This window comes from Deinococcus wulumuqiensis R12, assembly GCF_011067105.1.
Taxonomy (GTDB): domain Bacteria; phylum Deinococcota; class Deinococci; order Deinococcales; family Deinococcaceae; genus Deinococcus; species Deinococcus wulumuqiensis.
Window position 1 is genome coordinate 1,308,958 of the sequence record NZ_CP049357.1, and the last position, 16,579, is coordinate 1,325,536.

Below are 16,579 nucleotides of genomic sequence, written 5' to 3' on the forward strand. Positions count from 1 at the left end.
GGGGCTTTTTGCTGGCAGGCTGGATTTCCCTGAAGGTGGCTTGAAGAGAGGCGCGGCAGACAGGCAGCCTTTCCTGCGAGGCCGAACCGGCGGACATTCAGACCCACGCGAGGTGGGAGGAGAAAGCGGGCGCGGGGCCAGAGAAACGAACCTGTCGCGCCCGGTGAGAAGGGGTTTACTTGCGGTAGACCTTGGGCACGCCGTTCACGGTACGGATGCTGCCGCCCTCGAAGTCGGCGGTCCAGGCACCGGCATTGAGGGACTGGTCACGGACGGGGAAGCCGAGGAACGAGCCGCTGCCGCCCAGCCCCTGATAGGTCTTAAGCACGGGGCCCTGAAGCCAGAAGGTGCCGTACTTTTCGGTGGAGTACAGCGCCCCATTCTGGAAAAACCCGTACAGCCCGCTGGTGCCGTAGGCGTTGCGCGGAATCACTTTTTCGTCGCCCGCGGCCCAGCCCAGGCGGCTGGGGGGGCGGGTCGCGCCGTTTTCGGCCCGGGCGAGGTCGAGGTACCGCTTGAGAATCGCGCCGTGAACCGCGTAGGCGCGGCTGCTGCCGTTGGCGTGAAGCAGGGCGGCGTCTCCGTAAGCCCCGACACCCCTGAACTTCTGCCACCAGCCGTCGCCCCAGCGGACAGCGTGGGTGGTCGCCTGTCCCAGGCTGCCCTCACCGCGCAGACGGTCGTAGGCGTCGGCCATCGCTCTGTCCACCGTGCCGTCCTGCCGCTCGCCGGGGGCGATGCCCACGTTGGGGGCGGGCTTGGCGGGGGTGGTCGCCTGGGTTCCGGTCACGCGGAAGTTCGCCACGTCGGTCACCCAGCTGCTGGCAGGCAGCGGGTTGACGACGATGCTCAGCGCTTTGGCGAGGTTCTCCTGCCCCTTGACGCCCACCTGCGCGAAGCCCTGGTCACCCACGAATTTGGCGATGTCGTCGAGGGTCAGCGCCTTGAGGCTCGCCAGCGCCAGCAGCTTGTCCTGCCCGTCGGGGCCGCCGATGTTCAGCGTGTACTTGGCGCCCTGGCCGGGGAGGGTGCGGGTCGTTCCGGCCTTGACGAAGTTGCTTTCCTCGTAGCCGTTGGGGAAAAACAGGTCGATAGCGCCGTCGGCGTTGACGTTGAACAGGTAGACGTAGGCATCCTTGTTGACCTTGACGCCGACACTGATGGCTTCGCCCTTCTGATAGACCGGGTTGGCGTTGCCCGTGGCATCCTTGTTCGTCCACACGTCCACCTTCAGCTCGGTCACCACCGGGTTGACGATGATGCTCTGCGCGGTGATCTTGGCGGGGCTGGCGTGCGCGGCGGAGAGGGTCAGGCCGAGGCCGAGGGCCAACGTGGCGCTGAGCGCCTTGTTCGTCTTGTTCATGCCGCGCACTGTAGGGGCGGAAACTGACCCCTCACTGAAGGCCCGCGCTGAAAGTCTTCATCCGGGTGGTCACGCCGCCCGGCTGCAAACGCCAAAAAGCAGGAGGGGACAGCAGTTTTACGTCTGCTGCTCCCCTCCCGAAAAGGTAAAGATGGACTATTCGGTGACGTTCTTTTCCGTCTTTTCCGTTTCCGGCTGCGCGGCCTCGACGGTTTTGGGCTGCGCGAGCTGCCCGCCGCTGCGCACGCTGATGGAACGCTTCTGGGCGGCCTCGCTGCGGGGCACGCGCAGAGACAGGGTGCCGTGGTCGAAGTCGGCCTCGACCTTGGTCAGGTCGTACTTGGCGGGCACGCTGAAGGTGCGGGTAAAGGTGCCGTAGGCCCGTTCGACGCGGTGGGCGGTGCGGCTGTCGATGCGGTTGTAGCGGCGCTCGGCCTGCACGGTCAGCGTCTGGTTCTCGGCCTCGATGTAAATGTCCTCGGGCCGGACGCCGGGGATGTCGAGGGTGACTTCGAGGCCCTGCTCGTCCTCGTGGACATCCACCGGCGGGGCGAAGCGGGTGGTCTGGGTGCCGCCGGACGCGAGAGCGCGGTCCATGCGCTGGGTCAGTTCTTCGATTTCACGGAAAGGATCAAATCGCATCATCGTCTGTTCCTCCTGAGAGTGAAGTGGCCGGGAGTGGAGTAGCCGGGAGAGAAGTAGAAAGTTGAGCCACCTGCGCTCAAGTACCGTCATCCTAAAACTTGAGTGCATTTGTGTCAAGTTTGGTGCGTGCGTCCTGATGGCGCCTGACCCCTCGCCTCTCCCCCGCCTTCTTCCTTCTGGCCTGCTATGCTTCCGGGTGGCCTGGGCACCGTGCCCCCGCCTTTCTCTCCGTCGTCCTGTGAGACGACACCCGCCCAATGTGGCACGCCCCGTGAGGCAGGAGAAGGAGCTTTATGCAGAATGTTCAACTGAGCCGTCAGCACGCGCTGGGCGGCTATTTTTTTGTGCCGGGGAACTCATGAGCATCCCCAAGGCGATCATCCTCAGCAGCGACGAGATGCGCCGCGCCCTGACCCGGATTGCCCACGAAATCGTGGAGCGCAACCGGGGGGCCGAGAACCTCGCCATCATCGGGGTGCATACCCGGGGCATCCCCCTTGCCGAGCGCCTCGCCGCCAAGCTCAGCGAGTTGGAGGGGGTGGAGGTGCCGCAGGGCCGCCTGGACATCACCCTCTACCGCGACGACCTGTCGGAAGTGGCGCGGCAGCCCATCATCCGCGAAACGCAGGTGCCGTTCGACCTCGCGCACCGCCGCGTGATTCTGGTGGACGACGTGCTGTTCACCGGGCGCACGGTCCGCTCGGCGCTCGACGCCCTGATCGACCTGGGCCGGCCCGAGGGCATCCAACTGGCGGTGCTGATTGACCGGGGCCACCGCGAACTGCCCATCCGTGCCGACTACGTGGGCAAGAACCTGCCCACCGCCAAGCACGAAATCGTCAAGGTCAAGTTGCAGGAAACCGACGGCATCGACATCGTGGAACTGTACGAGATGGAGTACCTGCGATGACCGGCCCCCGTCCCAAACACCTGCTCGACTTTCAGGGCTGGACGCCCGAGCGCCTGCACGCCGTTCTCGACAACGCCGACACCATGCTTCAGGTGCTTGACCGCCCGGTGAAGAAGGTTCCGGCGCTGCAAGGGCTGACCGTCTGCAACGCTTTTTTCGAGAACTCCACCCGCACCCGCACGAGTTTTGAACTCGCCGCCCGCCGCATGAGCGCCGACGTGCTCACCTTCGCCGCCGGAAACAGCAGCGTCAGCAAGGGCGAGTCCTTACGCGACACGCTGGAGGTGCTGACCGCCTACAAGGTGGACGCCTACATCGTCCGGCACCACGCTTCGGGCGCAGCGCATCTGGTCGCCAAGTACAGCGGTAAACCCGTCATCAACGCGGGCGACGGGCGGCGGGCACACCCCACCCAGGCGCTGCTCGACGCCTACACCATTCGGCAGGAATACGGCGAACTCGTTGGCAAGAAAGTCGCCATCATCGGAGATATCCGCCACTCGCGGGTGGCCCGCTCCAACGCCGAACTGTTGCCCAAGCTGGGCGCGGAAGTCGTACTGTGCGGCCCGGCGACCCTGCTGCCGCGTGACCTCGCCGCGCTGCCGGGCGTGCGCCTGACCACCGACCCCCGCGAGGCCGTGCGCGGCGCACACGCGGTCATGGCGCTGAGACTCCAGCAGGAGCGCATGAACGGCGGTTATCTGGCGAGTATGCAGGAGTACGCCGACACCTATCAGGTCAACGAAGGGCTGATGCAGGAGGCCGAGAGCGGGGCCATCGTGCTGCACCCCGGCCCCATGAACCGCGACCTGGAAATCAGCTCCGAGGCGGCAGACGGGCCGCGCAGCCGGATTCTGAACCAGGTGGAAAACGGGCAGGCCGTGCGGATGAGCGTGCTGTACCACCTGCTGGTCGGGCGGGAGTAATGCAATGGGCCTTGGCGCTGCCCGGTGGTGAAACGGCCGCCGTCAGCGACAAGAACGGCACGCGGCGGGTGTCGGCGGGCGAATTGCCGAAGGTCAGATGAGCAGGCGAGCGTCAGCCGTTTTCCTCCTGTGCTTGTCCGGTTGGGGCTTGTCCGGTTGGGGCTGGGCGCTGACTTGCGAGCAGGCCACTTGGCCCGAAGCCCAGCGTGCGGCGAGGAAGAGAATCGCGCAACTGCCGCAGCAAAACTTGAGCTGCCGGACTGCCGCGTCCGAATTCGTGAAGTGCCTCTTGTACCGCGCCCCTCTGGGAACGGTGCTTGACCTCTACAAGAAAGCCTATCCAGGTACGGACAAAGCTTTTGGGAACGGGCGACAACTCATACGGATTCCGCTTAATTCCTGCACAGTCGGGAAAGCGCCGCCTGTGCATCCATATCGCGGAATCCGTATTTTTTCCTACTCGCATCCGCTCGGATTGAATCTGAAACTACCAGATTCAATCGGAATCCGTATCACCTGGAACGGTCTGGGCACTCCCGCCAGCATCATCATCCAGCCCGTCTCCGGCGGCACGCGCGTGGAGTATCGCCGGAAGTCTCCCGTCAGTGAGCAGCTGGAACTCGACCTGGAAAAAGCTCTCCTCGCCTTTCAACAGCAGCAGAAAAAGTCCCCGTGGACCTATCTGATGCCGCCCGACTGCGCCAGCCTCGGCCTTCGCAGCAGCGCCCGTTATGCGGTGGGCGAGTGTGCGGTGCTGCCCGGCAACCTGCTGGGGCGCGGGCCGACCATCGCTGTTTCTATCAGCCGTTCGGCGGACGCTTCCGTCCCGCTGGGCACCATGCGCTACTTCACTGCCGACCAATGCGGCCCCCACTTCACCAAGGAGAAACCATGACCCTGACCATCACCAACATCAAGCGCGTCGGCTCGGATAAAACCGAGTCCGTCACAGTAGAAAACGGCAAAATCAAAGGCTGGAACCTGCCCGCCGAAGGTGACGTCCTGGACGGCAAAGGCGGCACCGTCGCGCCCGCCTTCCTCGAAATTCACGCCCACCTGCGCGAGCCGGGGCAGACCGAAAAAGAAGACCTGCAAAGCGGCCTCGCGGCGGCGGCGGCGGGCGGCTACGGCACGGTGGTCTGCATGCCCAACACCTCGCCCGTGATTGACGACCCGGCGCTGGTCCGCAGCCTCATCGAGAAGGCGAACGGGCTGGGTCTGGCCCGCCTGAGGCCCTCCGCCGCGCTGACGAAGGGGCAAAAAGGTGAGGCGCTGGCCGAACTGACCTACCTGCGTGATGCGGGCGCGGTCATGTTTACCGACGACGGGCGCACCAACGAAAATGCGCGGGTGCTGCGGCTGGGGCTGGAATACGCCAAAAGCCTGGGCATGGTGGTTTCGGTTCACGCCGAGGACGCCACGCTGCGGGCCGACGGGGTGATGAACGAGGGGCCAGTCTCCGAAGCGCTGGGACTGCCCGGCAACCCCGCCGCTGCCGAGGCCGCCCGCATTGCCCGCGACATGGAACTGGTCGCCCAGACCGGAGCGCGGCTGCACGTTCAGCACCTCTCCACCGCACGCGGCCTGGACATCGTGCGGGAGGCGAAGGGGCGCGGGCTGCCCGTCACCTGCGAAGTCTGCCCGCATCACCTTGACCTGACCGACGAAAAACTGCGCGAGTTCGACGCGATGTACAAGGTCGCGCCGCCGCTGCGGACCCAGGCCGACGCCGACCACCTGCTGGAAGGGCTGCTCGACGGCTCGGTGGACTGCATCAGCACCGACCACGCGCCGCACACCCGTGCTGAAAAGGAGCGCGACCTGCTGGACGCCCCGTTCGGCATCGCCTACATCGAAGTCGCTTTTCCGGTGATGTGGACGCGCTTTGGCGAGAAGCTGGGGCTGCCCAAACTGATTGACCTGATGACCGCTGGCCCCGCCCGCGTGATGGGCTGGCCCGTGCCGACGCTGGACGAAGGCGAGAACGCCGACCTGGTGGTGCTGGACCTCAACACCGAGCGCGAAGTCAACCCCGCCGAGTTCAAGAGCAAGGCCAAATTCACGCCCTGGCAGGGGCAGAAGCTGCGCGGCTTCCCGCTGCTGACGGTGGTGGACGGGAAAGTGGCGTTCCAGCGGGCGTAATACGGATTCCGCTTAATTCCTGCACAGTCGGGAAAGCGCCGCCTGTGCATCCATATCGCGTAACCCGTATTTTTTCCTACTCGCATCCGCTCGGATTGAATCTGAAACTACCAGATTCAATCGGAATCCGTATAAAGTCCCATCTGGTAAAGGCAAAAAGAACCCCCGGCCAGCACCGGGGGCTTTTCGTTGAGCCGTTTCAGCGCCAGACGGCTTTCACGGCTTCTTCGACACTTTTTACGCCCGCTTGCCCGTCGAGGCCCGGCGGGACCACCAGGCGTTCGTATCCGGCGCGGCCCGCTTCCTCGGCGCGGCGCAGGGCCATCTGGGTGGAGCGGACTTCGCCCGCCAGCCCGACCTCACCGAAGACCGCCACGTTCTGCGGCAGGGCGCGGCCCACCACCGCCGAGTACACGGCGAGCGCCACCGCGAGGTCGAGGCCCGGGTCGGGCACCTTGAGGCCACCCGCGAGGTTGACGTACACGTCCAGCCCGCCGAGGGTGAGGTCCAGCCGCCGCTCCAGCACCGCCAGCACCACGTCCACGCGCCGGGGGTCGAGGCCGACGACCACGCGCCGGGCGTTGGGGTACGGCGTCTTGGAGGCGAGCGCCTGCACTTCGAGCAGCATAGGGCGCTGGCCGTCCACCGTCGCCGCGACCACGCTGCCGGGCACGTCCAGGGGCCGCTCGGCGAGAAAGGCCGCCGAGGGGTTGTCCACCGCAATCAGCCCCTCGCCCCTCATCTCGAACACCCCGAGTTCGCCCGCCTGCCCGAACCGGTTTTTTACGCTCCGCAGCAGCCGGAACGCGCCCACCGTTTCCAGAAAGACGGTGGTGTCCACGATGTGTTCCATGACCTTCGGCCCCGCCACCGTGCCGTCTTTGGTGACGTGACCGACCAGCACCGTCGCCGTGCCGGTTTCCTTCGCCGCCCGCGTGAGCATGGCGGTGCCGTCACGGACCTGCGCCACGCCGCCGGGCGCGCCTTCGCCCTCCACCGTCACCGTCTGGATGGAATCCACGATGCACAGCGCGGGTTTGTGTTCTTCGAGCAGCGCGGCGATGTGTTCGGCGCGGGTGTCACGGGTCATCTGAAGGTCGGACGTGACGCCGAGGCGGTCGGCCCGCAGGCGAATCTGTTCGAGCGACTCCTCGCCCGCCACATACAGCACGGTGCCGCCCCCCCGTTCAGCGGCACGCGCGGCCACCTTGTCCGCGACTTGCAGCAGCAGCGTGCTTTTGCCGATGCCGGGTTCGCCGCCGATCAGGGTCACGCCGCCCGCGACCAGCCCGCCGCCGAGCACCCGGTCGAGTTCGGGAATGCCCGAGGAGGTGCGGGGTTCCTCACGCCGTCCGACGCCGGACAGCGGGGTGAGCTTGCCACCCTTGACGCCGCCGTATCCGCCCAGGCCCCCGCGCCCGCTTTTGCCGGAGGTGGAGGCGGTGGGCACTTCCTCTTCAAAAGAATTCCAGGCCTGACAGTTCGGGCAGCGGCCCAGCGGTTTGGCCGACTGGTAGCCGCAGGAGGTGCAGACATAGTTGGTTTTGAGTTTCGCCACCCTCAGCTGCCCCGGCCCGCAGCCGGGCGGCCATCGGCCCGCCAGAACACGTCGCCGTCGGAAGCGAGGTAATCGCCCTCGATCAGTTCGCGCAGCAGCAGCGCCGGGTCTTCCAGGGTGGTGTGGTCGTTCAGGAGCTGGGTGGCCTGCTCACGGCTGTAGCCCGCGCCGGACTCGAACAGGTTCTTGAGGTGGTCGAGAATGGCGAGCTGGTGGGCGCGGCGGCGGTCACTGGGCCAGGTGGTGATGCGCCCGAACTCGTCCTGAAAGTCGTGGATGGACTTGGTCATGGGCAGAGGATAGCGGAGGGGGTCTGCCGGGGGCGAACCTGGGGGCACGATTTGGGGCAGGGGTCTTCTTATACGGATTCCGCTTCATTCCTGCACAGTCGGGCCTGTACAGTTGGGAAGGCGCCGCCTGTGCATCCATATCGCGGAATCCGTATTTTTTCCTACTCGCATCCGCTCTGCTGCGCAGCTTTGCAAGTCGGATTGAATCTGAAACTACCAGATTCAATCGGAATCCGTATTACTCCCGCACCAGTCCTATACGCTCGAACCATTCGCGCCGCCTCATGACTGGGCCACCTTCGCCCAGCCGGGCCTTGCCGACGTTCCAGTGCTCGAACAGAATCCGCAGCGCCCCGCCGAGCAGCGCCGCGCCGTACCAGGCGGGGGCCGGAGCCGAGAAGCGCAGGGTTTCGCCGTCCCAGGCGAGGTGGGGGCAGCCCTCGTCACGGGCGGCCCAGAACATGCCGCCGCGCTCCCCGAGCCGCTGGGCGCGGACGGTCAGAGGCGGCTCACGGACCTGGGCGTCCCACTGCGGGGCGCCGAAGACTTCGGCGTAGAGGTCGTAGAGCGCGTGCCCGAGCTGGTGCGCCTGCGAGCGCAGCCGGGCTTCCTCGCGGCCTGTCAGCGTGCCGGGGGGCGCGTCGAGGGCGCGTCGCACGTCGGCCAGCCGGGTTTCGAGGTGAGCGAGGCGCTGCCGGGGCGTGGGCGGCGGCGGGGGGGGCGGGGGGTCGCCCTCCAGCAGGCGGGCCGGGTCGCGGTACTCGCGGCTGCCCCAGCCGGACACCTCGCGCAGTTCGGTGTCCTCGATGACCCACAGGCGGTTGGCGACCTCGCGGGCAAAGCGGCGGTCGTGGGTGACGATGACCACCGCCCCGGCGTAGGCGTGCACGGCAGCTTCGAGCGCAGCGAGGGCCTCCACGTCGAGGTGGTTGGTCGGTTCGTCGAGCAGCAGCAGGTCGGCCCGCAGCCCGCTGACCAGCGCCAGCCCCGCCCGCGCCCGTTCACCCCCGGAAAGCTGCTCGGGGGTTTTCGGCCAGTCGGCCTGGGTGAATCCGGCGCGGCCCAGCAGCGCATTCGTCTGCCGCCCGAAACGGCGCTCGAACTGCGCGTGGAGGCCCTCTCCCGGGGTCAGGCCGTGCCAGGTCTGGTCGAGGCTGGCCACCGTGACCCCGCTCGCCACCCGCAGGACCGGGGGCGGCTGCGTCTGGTCGGGAAAGGCCTCGTCGGGAAAGGTTTCGCCCGCCAGCAGGCGCATCAGCGTGGTTTTGCCGGTGCCGTTCGCGCCCATCAGCGCCACACGGTCACCCTGCCGGAGCCTGAAGGCGGCGTCCCGAAGGATGACGCGCTCGCCGTAGCTTTTGCTCAGGTGTTCGCCCCAGGCCACCACCCGCGCCCGCGCCGTGCCCGCCAGCAGGCGCATCCGGAGTTGACGTTCGGGAAGTGGCGCTTCGGTGACCGGCACGCGCCCGGCCCGCGTCTTGAGAGCGCCCGAGCGTTTGCCGCGCTGGTCGAGCCACTCCACGCTGTCGCGCAGGCGCCCGGCCTCCTGTTCGCTCAGCCGCGCGGCGCGGGTCCGGGTGCGCCGCTCGAGGTCACGCTGCGCCCGCGCCCGGCTGTAGCCCCCGGCGTATTCCTGCGCCTCGCCCTCTTCCAGCCACAGGGACCGCGTGGCGACGGCGTCCAGAAAATCGCGGTCGTGGCTGGTCAGCAGCACCCCGCCGCGAAAGGCGAGCAGCCAGCCTTCCAGCCACTCGCGCATGCGGATATCGAGGTGGTTGGTCGGTTCGTCGAGCAGCAGCAGGTCGGGTTCGCGGGCCAGCGCCAGGGCCAGTGCCAGCCGCGTCCGTTCGCCGCCCGAGAGGGTGGCCGCCTCACGGGAAAGAAAGCGCGTCAGGTCGAGCATCCCCAGAATCCGCCGCACCCGCGACGGCCACGCGAAGGCTTCGGCGGCGTCCAGGCGGGCGTGCAGCTCGGTCCAGGCGGCCAGAGCGTCGGGGTTGCCCAGGTCGGCTTCCAGCGACAGCAGCTCTGCCTCGGCTTCGCGGTAGGGATGCGCGGCGTCCACCAGTTCCCGCACCGTCCGGCCCGGCGGCCAGGCGTGGTGCTGCGCGAGAACGGCGACGCGCAGCCCCTCGGCCCGCCAGACCTCGCCCTCGTCTGCCCTTTGTTCGCCGGTCAGCACCCGCAGCAGCGTTGTTTTTCCGGCACCGTTGCGCCCGAGCAGGGCCACGCGCTCGCCGCGCCCGACACTCAGGGACACGCCCGCCAGCACCGCCCGCTCGCCGTAGACGACGGTCAGTTCCTCGGCACTGAGCAGGGTGGACATCGGGGAGGAGGGTAGCAGAGCGCGGACCTATTGCCGCCTGAGCACCGTCAGCACTGCCCCGTACACCACGTTCCGCGTCCCACTTCCCGCGTAGAAAGGCGCGAGTTGCCCGCCGAGCCACGCCGCAATCTCGTTCAGGGTGGCCGCGCCGCTTTCTGTCGCCGCCAGCGTGTTGGAATGGGTCAACAGGTAGGCGACAAGTTGCGACTGCGTGAGCGCCAGGGGGTGCTTCCAGCGCTCCTCATGGAAGGTGAATCCGGCGGCCTGCGCCTGGGCCTCGCCGAACGGCTCGCGGTGACGCGGCGGGGTGGGGTAGCGGGCGATGTAGGCTTTGGCGAACGCACCGAAGTCCGGCTGCCCTTCCATTTCCCCCAGAAAAAAGTCGTCGTAGAGCGCCAGCACGCCGCCCGGTTTCAGGGTGCGCCGCGCCTCAGCCAGAAAAGCGGCGCGGTCAAACCAGTGAAACGCCTGCGCGACGGTCATTACGTCCAGCACGTCGCCCTCCAGCGGCAGCGCTTCGGCGGGCGCCTGCGCGTAGGTCACGCGGGGGTGCGGCGCGGCCTGCACGAGCATGGCGGCGGAGGCATCGAAGGCCCGGACCTCGGCCACCAGCTCGGCCAGCGAGACGCTGGACAGGCCCGTGCCACACGCCACGTCCGCCCCCAGGTCGCGGCCCTTCAGGTGCGGAGCGAGCCGGGAGAGCACCAGCGGATGAAAGGCGGGGCGCCCGGCGGCGTAACGCTCCGCAGCGTCGGCGGTGGCGAAGGGGTTGTGGACGGTGGACACGGGTCAGAATACCGCCCGCTATCATCCCTCCCGTGCCAGAGCCTCACCCCGCCGAGCCGTATACCGTCGCCGCCCTCTACCAGTTTCGCGCCCTGCCCGACCCCGCCGCGCTGCGGGAGGAGTTGCGGGCGCTCGGGGAGCAGTTGGGGCTGTGCGGCACGCTGATCGTGGCGCCGGAAGGCATCAACGGCACGGTGGCGGGAAGCGCGGCGGCGGTGGCCGAACTGCGCGCCTTCCTGCTCGCCGCCGGGTTCGAGCAGATGGAATACAAGGAGTCGCAGGCGAGCGAACAGCCCTTCAAACGCTTCAAGGTGCGGCTGAAAAAGGAAATCGTGACCCTCGGGGTGCCGGTGGCGCCGCGTGAAAGGGTCGGCACCTACCTCGACCCGCACGAGTGGAACGCGCTGCTGGCCGACCCCGACGTACTGGTGGTGGACACCCGCAACCGCTACGAGGTCAAAGCCGGGACGTTTCAGGGCGCGGTGGACCCCGAAATCGACTCCTTCCGCGAGTTTCCGGCGTGGGTGGACGAGCACCTCAGCGGCGCCGAGGGCAAAAAAATCGCCATGTTCTGCACGGGCGGCATCCGCTGTGAGAAAAGCACCAGCCTGCTGCTGCAAAAGGGCTTCCGGGACGTGTTCCACCTGCGGGGCGGCATCCTGAAGTACCTGGAGGACGTGCCCGAGAGCGAAAGCCGCTGGGACGGCGAATGCTTCGTGTTCGACGGGCGAGTGACGGTGGGGCACGGGCTACGGGAAGGCGGCGCGGTCATGTGCCACTCGTGCGGCTGGCCGCTGACCACCGAGGAGCGGCAGCACCCGCACTTCGAGGAAGGCGTGAGCTGCGAACACTGCTTCCACCGGACCACCGACGCGCAGAAGGCCGCCTTCCGGGACCGGCAACGGGCCTACGAGACGGGTCAACGGTGACGGGCGCAAGAGGGGGCACAGGAGAGGGCACGGCACGACACCCAGCGCAACCGGCCCGGCTGATTCTGGTGCGCCACGGGCAGACCACGCACAACCACGAAGGCCGCTTGCAGGGCCACGCCGACACCCCGCTGGACGACACCGGGCACGAACAGGCCCGCCGCCTCGCCGCGCACCTGCTGGGCCTGGGCATCCGCGCCCCCACCCTCCACAGCAGCGACCTGCGCCGCGCCCACGCCACCGCCGAGGCGCTGCACCGTGAACTCGGCGGCACGCTGCACACCTTCACCGACCTGCGCGAGATTTTCATGGGCGACTGGGAAGGGCAGCGGCTGGACGACCTCGCCCTCAGCCACCCCGAACTGCACGCCCAGTTCTGGGGCGGCGACCCGCAGTGCTGCGCTCCGGGCGGCGAAACCCCGCAGGCGGCAGGCGAACGGATGTACGCCCATGCGCTCGCCCACTGGCCTGCGCCCGGTCAGACCCTGGTGCTCGTGTCGCACGGCATCGCCATCAGTGCGCTGCTCACGCGGCTGCTGGGGCTGGACTATCAGGCCGAGTTCCGGTCCAGGCGTTACCTGCACGTCAACACGGCGTACTCGCTGCTGACGGTGGACCCGGTAAGTCGCGAGGTGCTGAGCGCCGAGGTCGCGCAGGCCGGGCATCTGACGGGGCTTGAAAAATAGGTTTCTTGTCATGCCCATTCTTCCGAAATCACACAAGAGAACTGGCCGACTGAACGTAAGCTTTTCAGGCATATTTCGTGGCGAACGCCCGCCGTAGGCACGGCCAGAGATGACGGACGCCAGGCCCGACGCTTGAACCGGGTTCAGTGACGCTCCGGCGCCCGGTGTGTCACAGTGAGTGGGCCGGTCCAAGTGTTCGCGCCCGTTCCTGTCCCGCCCCAGGCGTGCCGGGCAGGGCGCGGTCAGCGGCGCCCCTGGCAAATTCCCTCTCCGCCAGCCCGTGCGCCCGGACTTTTGAAAGAAAAGAGGCAACATGGGTATATTTTCCGCTTTGCGCCGTTTGAATCTGGTGGCGCAAATTCTGATCGGCCTGGTGCTGGGCGTCGTCATTTCCCTGATTTCGCCCGAGGCGGGCCGCGCCGCCGGGCTGATGGGCACGCTGTTCGTGGGGGCGCTCAAAGCCATCGCGCCGCTGCTGGTGCTGGTGCTGGTCATCGCTGCCCTCGTCAACCAGCGCCAGGGCGAGCAGAACAACACGCGCGACGTGCTGGCGCTCTACGCCCTGGGCACGTTCGCCGCCGCGCTGAGCGCCGTAGTGTTCAGCTTCCTGTTTCCGACCACCATTCCGGGGCTGACCGCCGCCGCCGCGAGTGACATCAAACCGCCCTCGGGCGTGCTGGAAGTGCTGCAAAACCTGCTGCTCAACTTTGTCGCCAACCCGCTCAGGGCGCTGCTGGAAGGCAACTACATCGGCGTGCTGTTCTGGGCCGCACTGCTGGGGCTGGCGCTGCGCAACTCCGCGTCGGACACCACCAAGCGCTTTTTTGCCGACGCCGCCGACGCCGTGTCCTCGCTGGTGCGCTGGATTATCGCCTTCGCGCCGCTGGGCATCCTGGGGCTGGTGGCCTCCACCGTCGCGGAAACGGGCCTGTCCGCGCTCGCCACCTATGGCCGCCTGATGCTGGTGCTGGTGGGCTGCATGCTGTTTATCGCGCTGGTGCTCAACCCGCTCATCGTGTGGTGGAAGCTGCGGCGCAATCCCTACCCGCTGGTCTTCACCTGCCTGGCCCAGAGCGGCCTGACCGCCTTTTTCACCCGCAGTTCGGCGGCCAACATCCCGGTCAACCTCGCGCTGTGTGAGCGCCTGGGGCTGGAAGAAGACACCTACTCGGTGTCCATTCCGCTGGGCGCGACCATCAACATGGCGGGCGCGGCGACCACCATCAACGTGATGGCGCTGGCGGCGGCGCACACGCTGGGTATTCAGGTGGACCTGCCCACCGCGCTGCTGCTCGCCGTGGTGGGGGCGGTCAGCGCGGCGGGCGCCTCGGGCGTGGCGGGCGGCTCGCTGCTCCTGATTCCGGTGGCGTGCAGCCTGTTCGGGATTCCTGCCGAAATCGCCATGAAGATGGTGGGCGTGGGCTTCATCATCGGCGTGGTGCAGGACTCGTGCGAAACGGCGCTCAACTCCTCCACCGACGTGCTGTTCACGGCGGCGGCGGACCTGTCCAGGCGACCTGCGGCGAGCATCTGAAGCTCACCCGTCTCTGAAATTCACCCCTGCGGCGCCTTCCCTCCACACGGACGGGGAGGCGTTTGTTCATGCTTCCCTGTTCCGGCATGAGGACTGAGCCTCTAGAGCATTTGACAAAAAGACGCAATGTCTTTTTGGCGAGCGGACTGGGACAGCTCGCAGAGAGCGAGTGCAAAACACGGAGCAGGGCGGAGAATGGAGTGATGCGGGGTGCCGTTCCGCGCATCACGTAATTCGGAGAACTGCTCTAGACTCGCCGCATGGACCCCACCACCCCCGGTATGGACGTTCCCAGCGCAGTTTTGCAGGAAACGCAGGCCCGCTTCATTCGGCGTGACCCCGAGCGCGAAGCGTGCCTGCAACGGCTGAACGTGGGTGGCCCGCTGGCCGCCGAGTCGCCCGAACGGGTGGAAGCGCGGCTGACCCGGCTGGGCGTGCCGCAGCCCGAGGCGCAGGCGGTGGCGCAGGGCGAAGCCGACGTGAAAAGCGTGGCGCAGCACCTGCCCGAAGACATTCGCCTGACCGCCGAGCGGGTGCTGGGGGCCAACGACCTCGTGAACGTGGGCTATCTGGACCAGGCCCGCTCGTGCTCGCGGGCGGTGTGCCGGGTGGTCATCCGGGACAGCCGGGGCCGCACCCAGGGCTTCGGGACCGGCTGGCTGTGCAGCCCGCAGGTGATGGTGACGAACAACCACGTGCTGGGGGACACGCAGACGGCGCGGCAATCGGTCATCGAGTTCGACTACGAACTGCGCGGCGACGGCACGCTGCTGGAGCGCACGACGTTCGCGCTGGACCCCGAGCGGCTGTTTCTGACCTCGGAAGAACTGGACTACACCTTCGTGGCGGTGCAGGGCGACCCGTCGGGCTTCGGCTGGCTTCCGCTCTACGGCAGCGCCGACAAGAACGTGCTGGGCGAGGCGCTGAGCATCATTCAGCACCCCAGCGGCGAACCCAAGCAGGTCGCGCTGCGCGAAAACCGGCTGGTGGACCGCCTGCCCGACTTCCTGCACTACGAAACCGACACCGCGCCCGGCAGCAGCGGCAGCCCAGTGTTCAACGACGCCTGGGAAGTGGTGGCGCTGCACCACAGCGGCGTGCCCCGGCGCAACGACCAAGGGCAGGTGCTCAAGCGCAACGGTCAGCCGCTGCGGACGGGCGATTCGGGCGACCAGATCGCCTGGGTGGCGAACGAAGGCGTGCGCGTCAGCCGCCTGCTCGAAGACCTCCAGTCCCGCACCGACGCCCAGGGCAAGGCGCTGGTGCAAGACATCCTCTCGCCAGTGCGCCCACCGCTCATCGGCAGTCCCCAGGTCAGCCCGCGCGGGCCGGTGCTGGCCCATGCCCCGGCGACGGCGGCGCAGGCCGACCCCAGCGAGGCGCAGGCGGCGCGGGTCATCGACCTCGGCACGCTGAGCGCCGGAGCGGACGGGGCGCTGACAGTGCCGGTCACGCTGAAGTTTCAGGTGCAGGCCCCCGAGACGAAGCCCGCGCCCCGCCCTGAACCTGCCCCCCAACCCGAACCCCTTCCCGACGACGGGCCAGATACGGGAACGGACAGCGGCCCGCTCACCCCTCCCCCCCCGCACACCCCGCAGCCCGGCGGTGAGCGCCCCTACCTGCCCGCCGACGACGCGCAGCAGGCCGAGCGGTACTACGCGGGCGTCACGGCGCAGACCCCCCAGGCCCGCTCCCCACAGGCCCGCTTTCTGGCCCTCTCGCAACTGCTCACGCGCACCCACAAGGCTCAGCCGCGCTACAACCCGTCGGGCGAGGTCTATCCCTGGGTGGACGTGTGGCCCGACGGCAAGCTGCGGTCCATCTACTCGGCCAGCGAGCACGACCCGCAGGAGTTCATCGCCGCCGACCTCGCCGCGCAGGAACGCCGCGAACGGCTGGCCGCGCAAGAAGGGCTGGACGTGGACACCCTCGAAGACGCCGTGCCCTACAACTGCGAGCACGTGGTGCCGCAGAGCTGGTACGCCAAGCGCGAGCCGATGCGCGGCGACCTGCACCACCTGTTTTCCTGCGAACCGAACTGCAACTCGTTCCGGGGCAACACGCCCTATTTCGACTTTCCCGACTACGGCGAGGCGCTGCGGACCGACTGCGGCAAGCGTGAGCCGGGCGAGTTCGAACCCGCGAACGGCAAGGGAGCGGTGGCCCGCGCCACGCTGTATTTCCTGCTGCGGTATCCCGGCGTGATTCGCACCTACAGCGAGCGGCACCTGCAGACCCTGCTCGGCTGGCACCGCGCCGACCCGCCCGGCGACTGGGAACGCCACCGCAACGCCGCGATTTTCGAGCGCCAGGGCAACCGCAACCCGCTGATCGACCACCCCGAGTGGGCCGAGGAGATCGCCTTCGAGGAAGGGCTGGGGCGCTAGGAAAGCTCCGGGCACCCTTTGCCGACAACGCAGCGGAGCGCGTCCGGCACTCTCCCCGGACGTGCTTTTTTTGCGCCTTGGCGCGGCGCTCGGCTCA

14 protein-coding genes are annotated in these 16,579 nt (G+C 67.8%); 8 read left to right on the forward strand and 6 right to left on the reverse strand.

The genetic code is table 11. The annotated features are described in order from the left end of the window. Positions 1-175: 175 nt before the first annotated feature. The gene (locus G6R31_RS06440; RefSeq protein WP_017870804.1) at positions 176-1,363 is read right to left on the reverse strand and encodes a DUF4384 domain-containing protein; all 1,188 of its coding nucleotides are present in this window, start codon (positions 1,361-1,363) and stop codon (positions 176-178) included. 156 nt (positions 1,364-1,519) lie between these two features. Beyond that, complete coding sequence (locus G6R31_RS06445) at positions 1,520-2,008, reverse strand: Hsp20/alpha crystallin family protein (RefSeq protein WP_017870805.1); 489 nt, start codon at positions 2,006-2,008, stop codon at positions 1,520-1,522. 358 nt (positions 2,009-2,366) lie between these two features. On the opposite strand from G6R31_RS06445, the gene pyrR reads away from it, so the two are divergent. The 4 genes from pyrR to G6R31_RS06465 all read left to right on the forward strand — a co-directional run bounded on the left by pyrR (position 2,367) and on the right by G6R31_RS06465 (position 5,986). Continuing rightward, complete coding sequence (pyrR, locus tag G6R31_RS06450; RefSeq protein WP_017870806.1) at positions 2,367-2,918, forward strand: bifunctional pyr operon transcriptional regulator/uracil phosphoribosyltransferase PyrR; 552 nt, start codon at positions 2,367-2,369, stop codon at positions 2,916-2,918. Continuing rightward, the gene (locus tag G6R31_RS06455; protein ID WP_017870807.1) at positions 2,915-3,844 is read left to right on the forward strand and encodes an aspartate carbamoyltransferase catalytic subunit; all 930 of its coding nucleotides are present in this window, start codon (positions 2,915-2,917) and stop codon (positions 3,842-3,844) included. Before pyrR ends, G6R31_RS06455 begins: the two co-directional genes overlap by 4 nt. Before the next feature lie 313 nt (positions 3,845-4,157). Next, positions 4,158-4,739: a hypothetical protein gene (locus G6R31_RS06460; RefSeq protein WP_161617970.1), complete on the forward strand. Its 582-nt coding sequence runs from the start codon at positions 4,158-4,160 to the stop codon at positions 4,737-4,739. Then, positions 4,736-5,986 carry a dihydroorotase gene (locus tag G6R31_RS06465; protein ID WP_017870810.1) on the forward strand — a complete coding sequence of 417 codons (1,251 nt, stop codon included), beginning with the start codon at positions 4,736-4,738 and terminating at the stop codon, positions 5,984-5,986. The genes G6R31_RS06460 and G6R31_RS06465 overlap by 4 nt, the downstream gene beginning before the upstream one ends. 199 nt (positions 5,987-6,185) lie before the next feature. Here the strand turns inward: G6R31_RS06465 and radA are convergent, their stop codons facing one another. The 4 genes from radA to G6R31_RS06485 form a co-directional block, all read right to left on the reverse strand. Next, positions 6,186-7,544 carry a DNA repair protein RadA gene (gene radA, locus G6R31_RS06470; RefSeq protein ID WP_017870811.1) on the reverse strand — a complete coding sequence of 453 codons (1,359 nt, stop codon included), beginning with the start codon at positions 7,542-7,544 and terminating at the stop codon, positions 6,186-6,188. 2 nt (positions 7,545-7,546) lie between these two features. Beyond that, on the reverse strand, positions 7,547-7,834 hold the full coding sequence (locus G6R31_RS06475) for a DUF2087 domain-containing protein (protein WP_017870812.1): 288 nt from the start codon (positions 7,832-7,834) through the stop codon (positions 7,547-7,549). Positions 7,835-8,072: 238 nt separating this feature from the next. Further along, positions 8,073-10,160, reverse strand: coding sequence for an ABC-F family ATP-binding cassette domain-containing protein (locus tag G6R31_RS06480; protein ID WP_164993971.1), 2,088 nt, complete (start codon positions 10,158-10,160; stop codon positions 8,073-8,075). Between the two features lie 27 nt (positions 10,161-10,187). Further along, the gene (locus G6R31_RS06485; RefSeq protein ID WP_017869513.1) at positions 10,188-10,946 is read right to left on the reverse strand and encodes a class I SAM-dependent methyltransferase; all 759 of its coding nucleotides are present in this window, start codon (positions 10,944-10,946) and stop codon (positions 10,188-10,190) included. 32 nt (positions 10,947-10,978) lie between these two features. On the opposite strand from G6R31_RS06485, the gene trhO reads away from it, so the two are divergent. From trhO to G6R31_RS06505, 4 genes are all read left to right on the forward strand, one after another. Beyond that, positions 10,979-11,875 carry an oxygen-dependent tRNA uridine(34) hydroxylase TrhO gene (trhO, locus tag G6R31_RS06490; protein WP_017869514.1) on the forward strand — a complete coding sequence of 299 codons (897 nt, stop codon included), beginning with the start codon at positions 10,979-10,981 and terminating at the stop codon, positions 11,873-11,875. Beyond that, positions 11,872-12,561, forward strand: coding sequence for a histidine phosphatase family protein (locus tag G6R31_RS06495; protein ID WP_152423485.1), 690 nt, complete (start codon positions 11,872-11,874; stop codon positions 12,559-12,561). The genes trhO and G6R31_RS06495 overlap by 4 nt, the downstream gene beginning before the upstream one ends. 313 nt (positions 12,562-12,874) lie before the next feature. Further along, positions 12,875-14,095 carry a serine/threonine transporter SstT gene (sstT, locus tag G6R31_RS06500; RefSeq protein ID WP_026138682.1) on the forward strand — a complete coding sequence of 407 codons (1,221 nt, stop codon included), beginning with the start codon at positions 12,875-12,877 and terminating at the stop codon, positions 14,093-14,095. Between the two features lie 260 nt (positions 14,096-14,355). Further along, positions 14,356-16,482: an endonuclease gene (locus G6R31_RS06505; RefSeq protein ID WP_017869517.1), complete on the forward strand. Its 2,127-nt coding sequence runs from the start codon at positions 14,356-14,358 to the stop codon at positions 16,480-16,482. Positions 16,483-16,579: the final 97 nt, after the last annotated feature.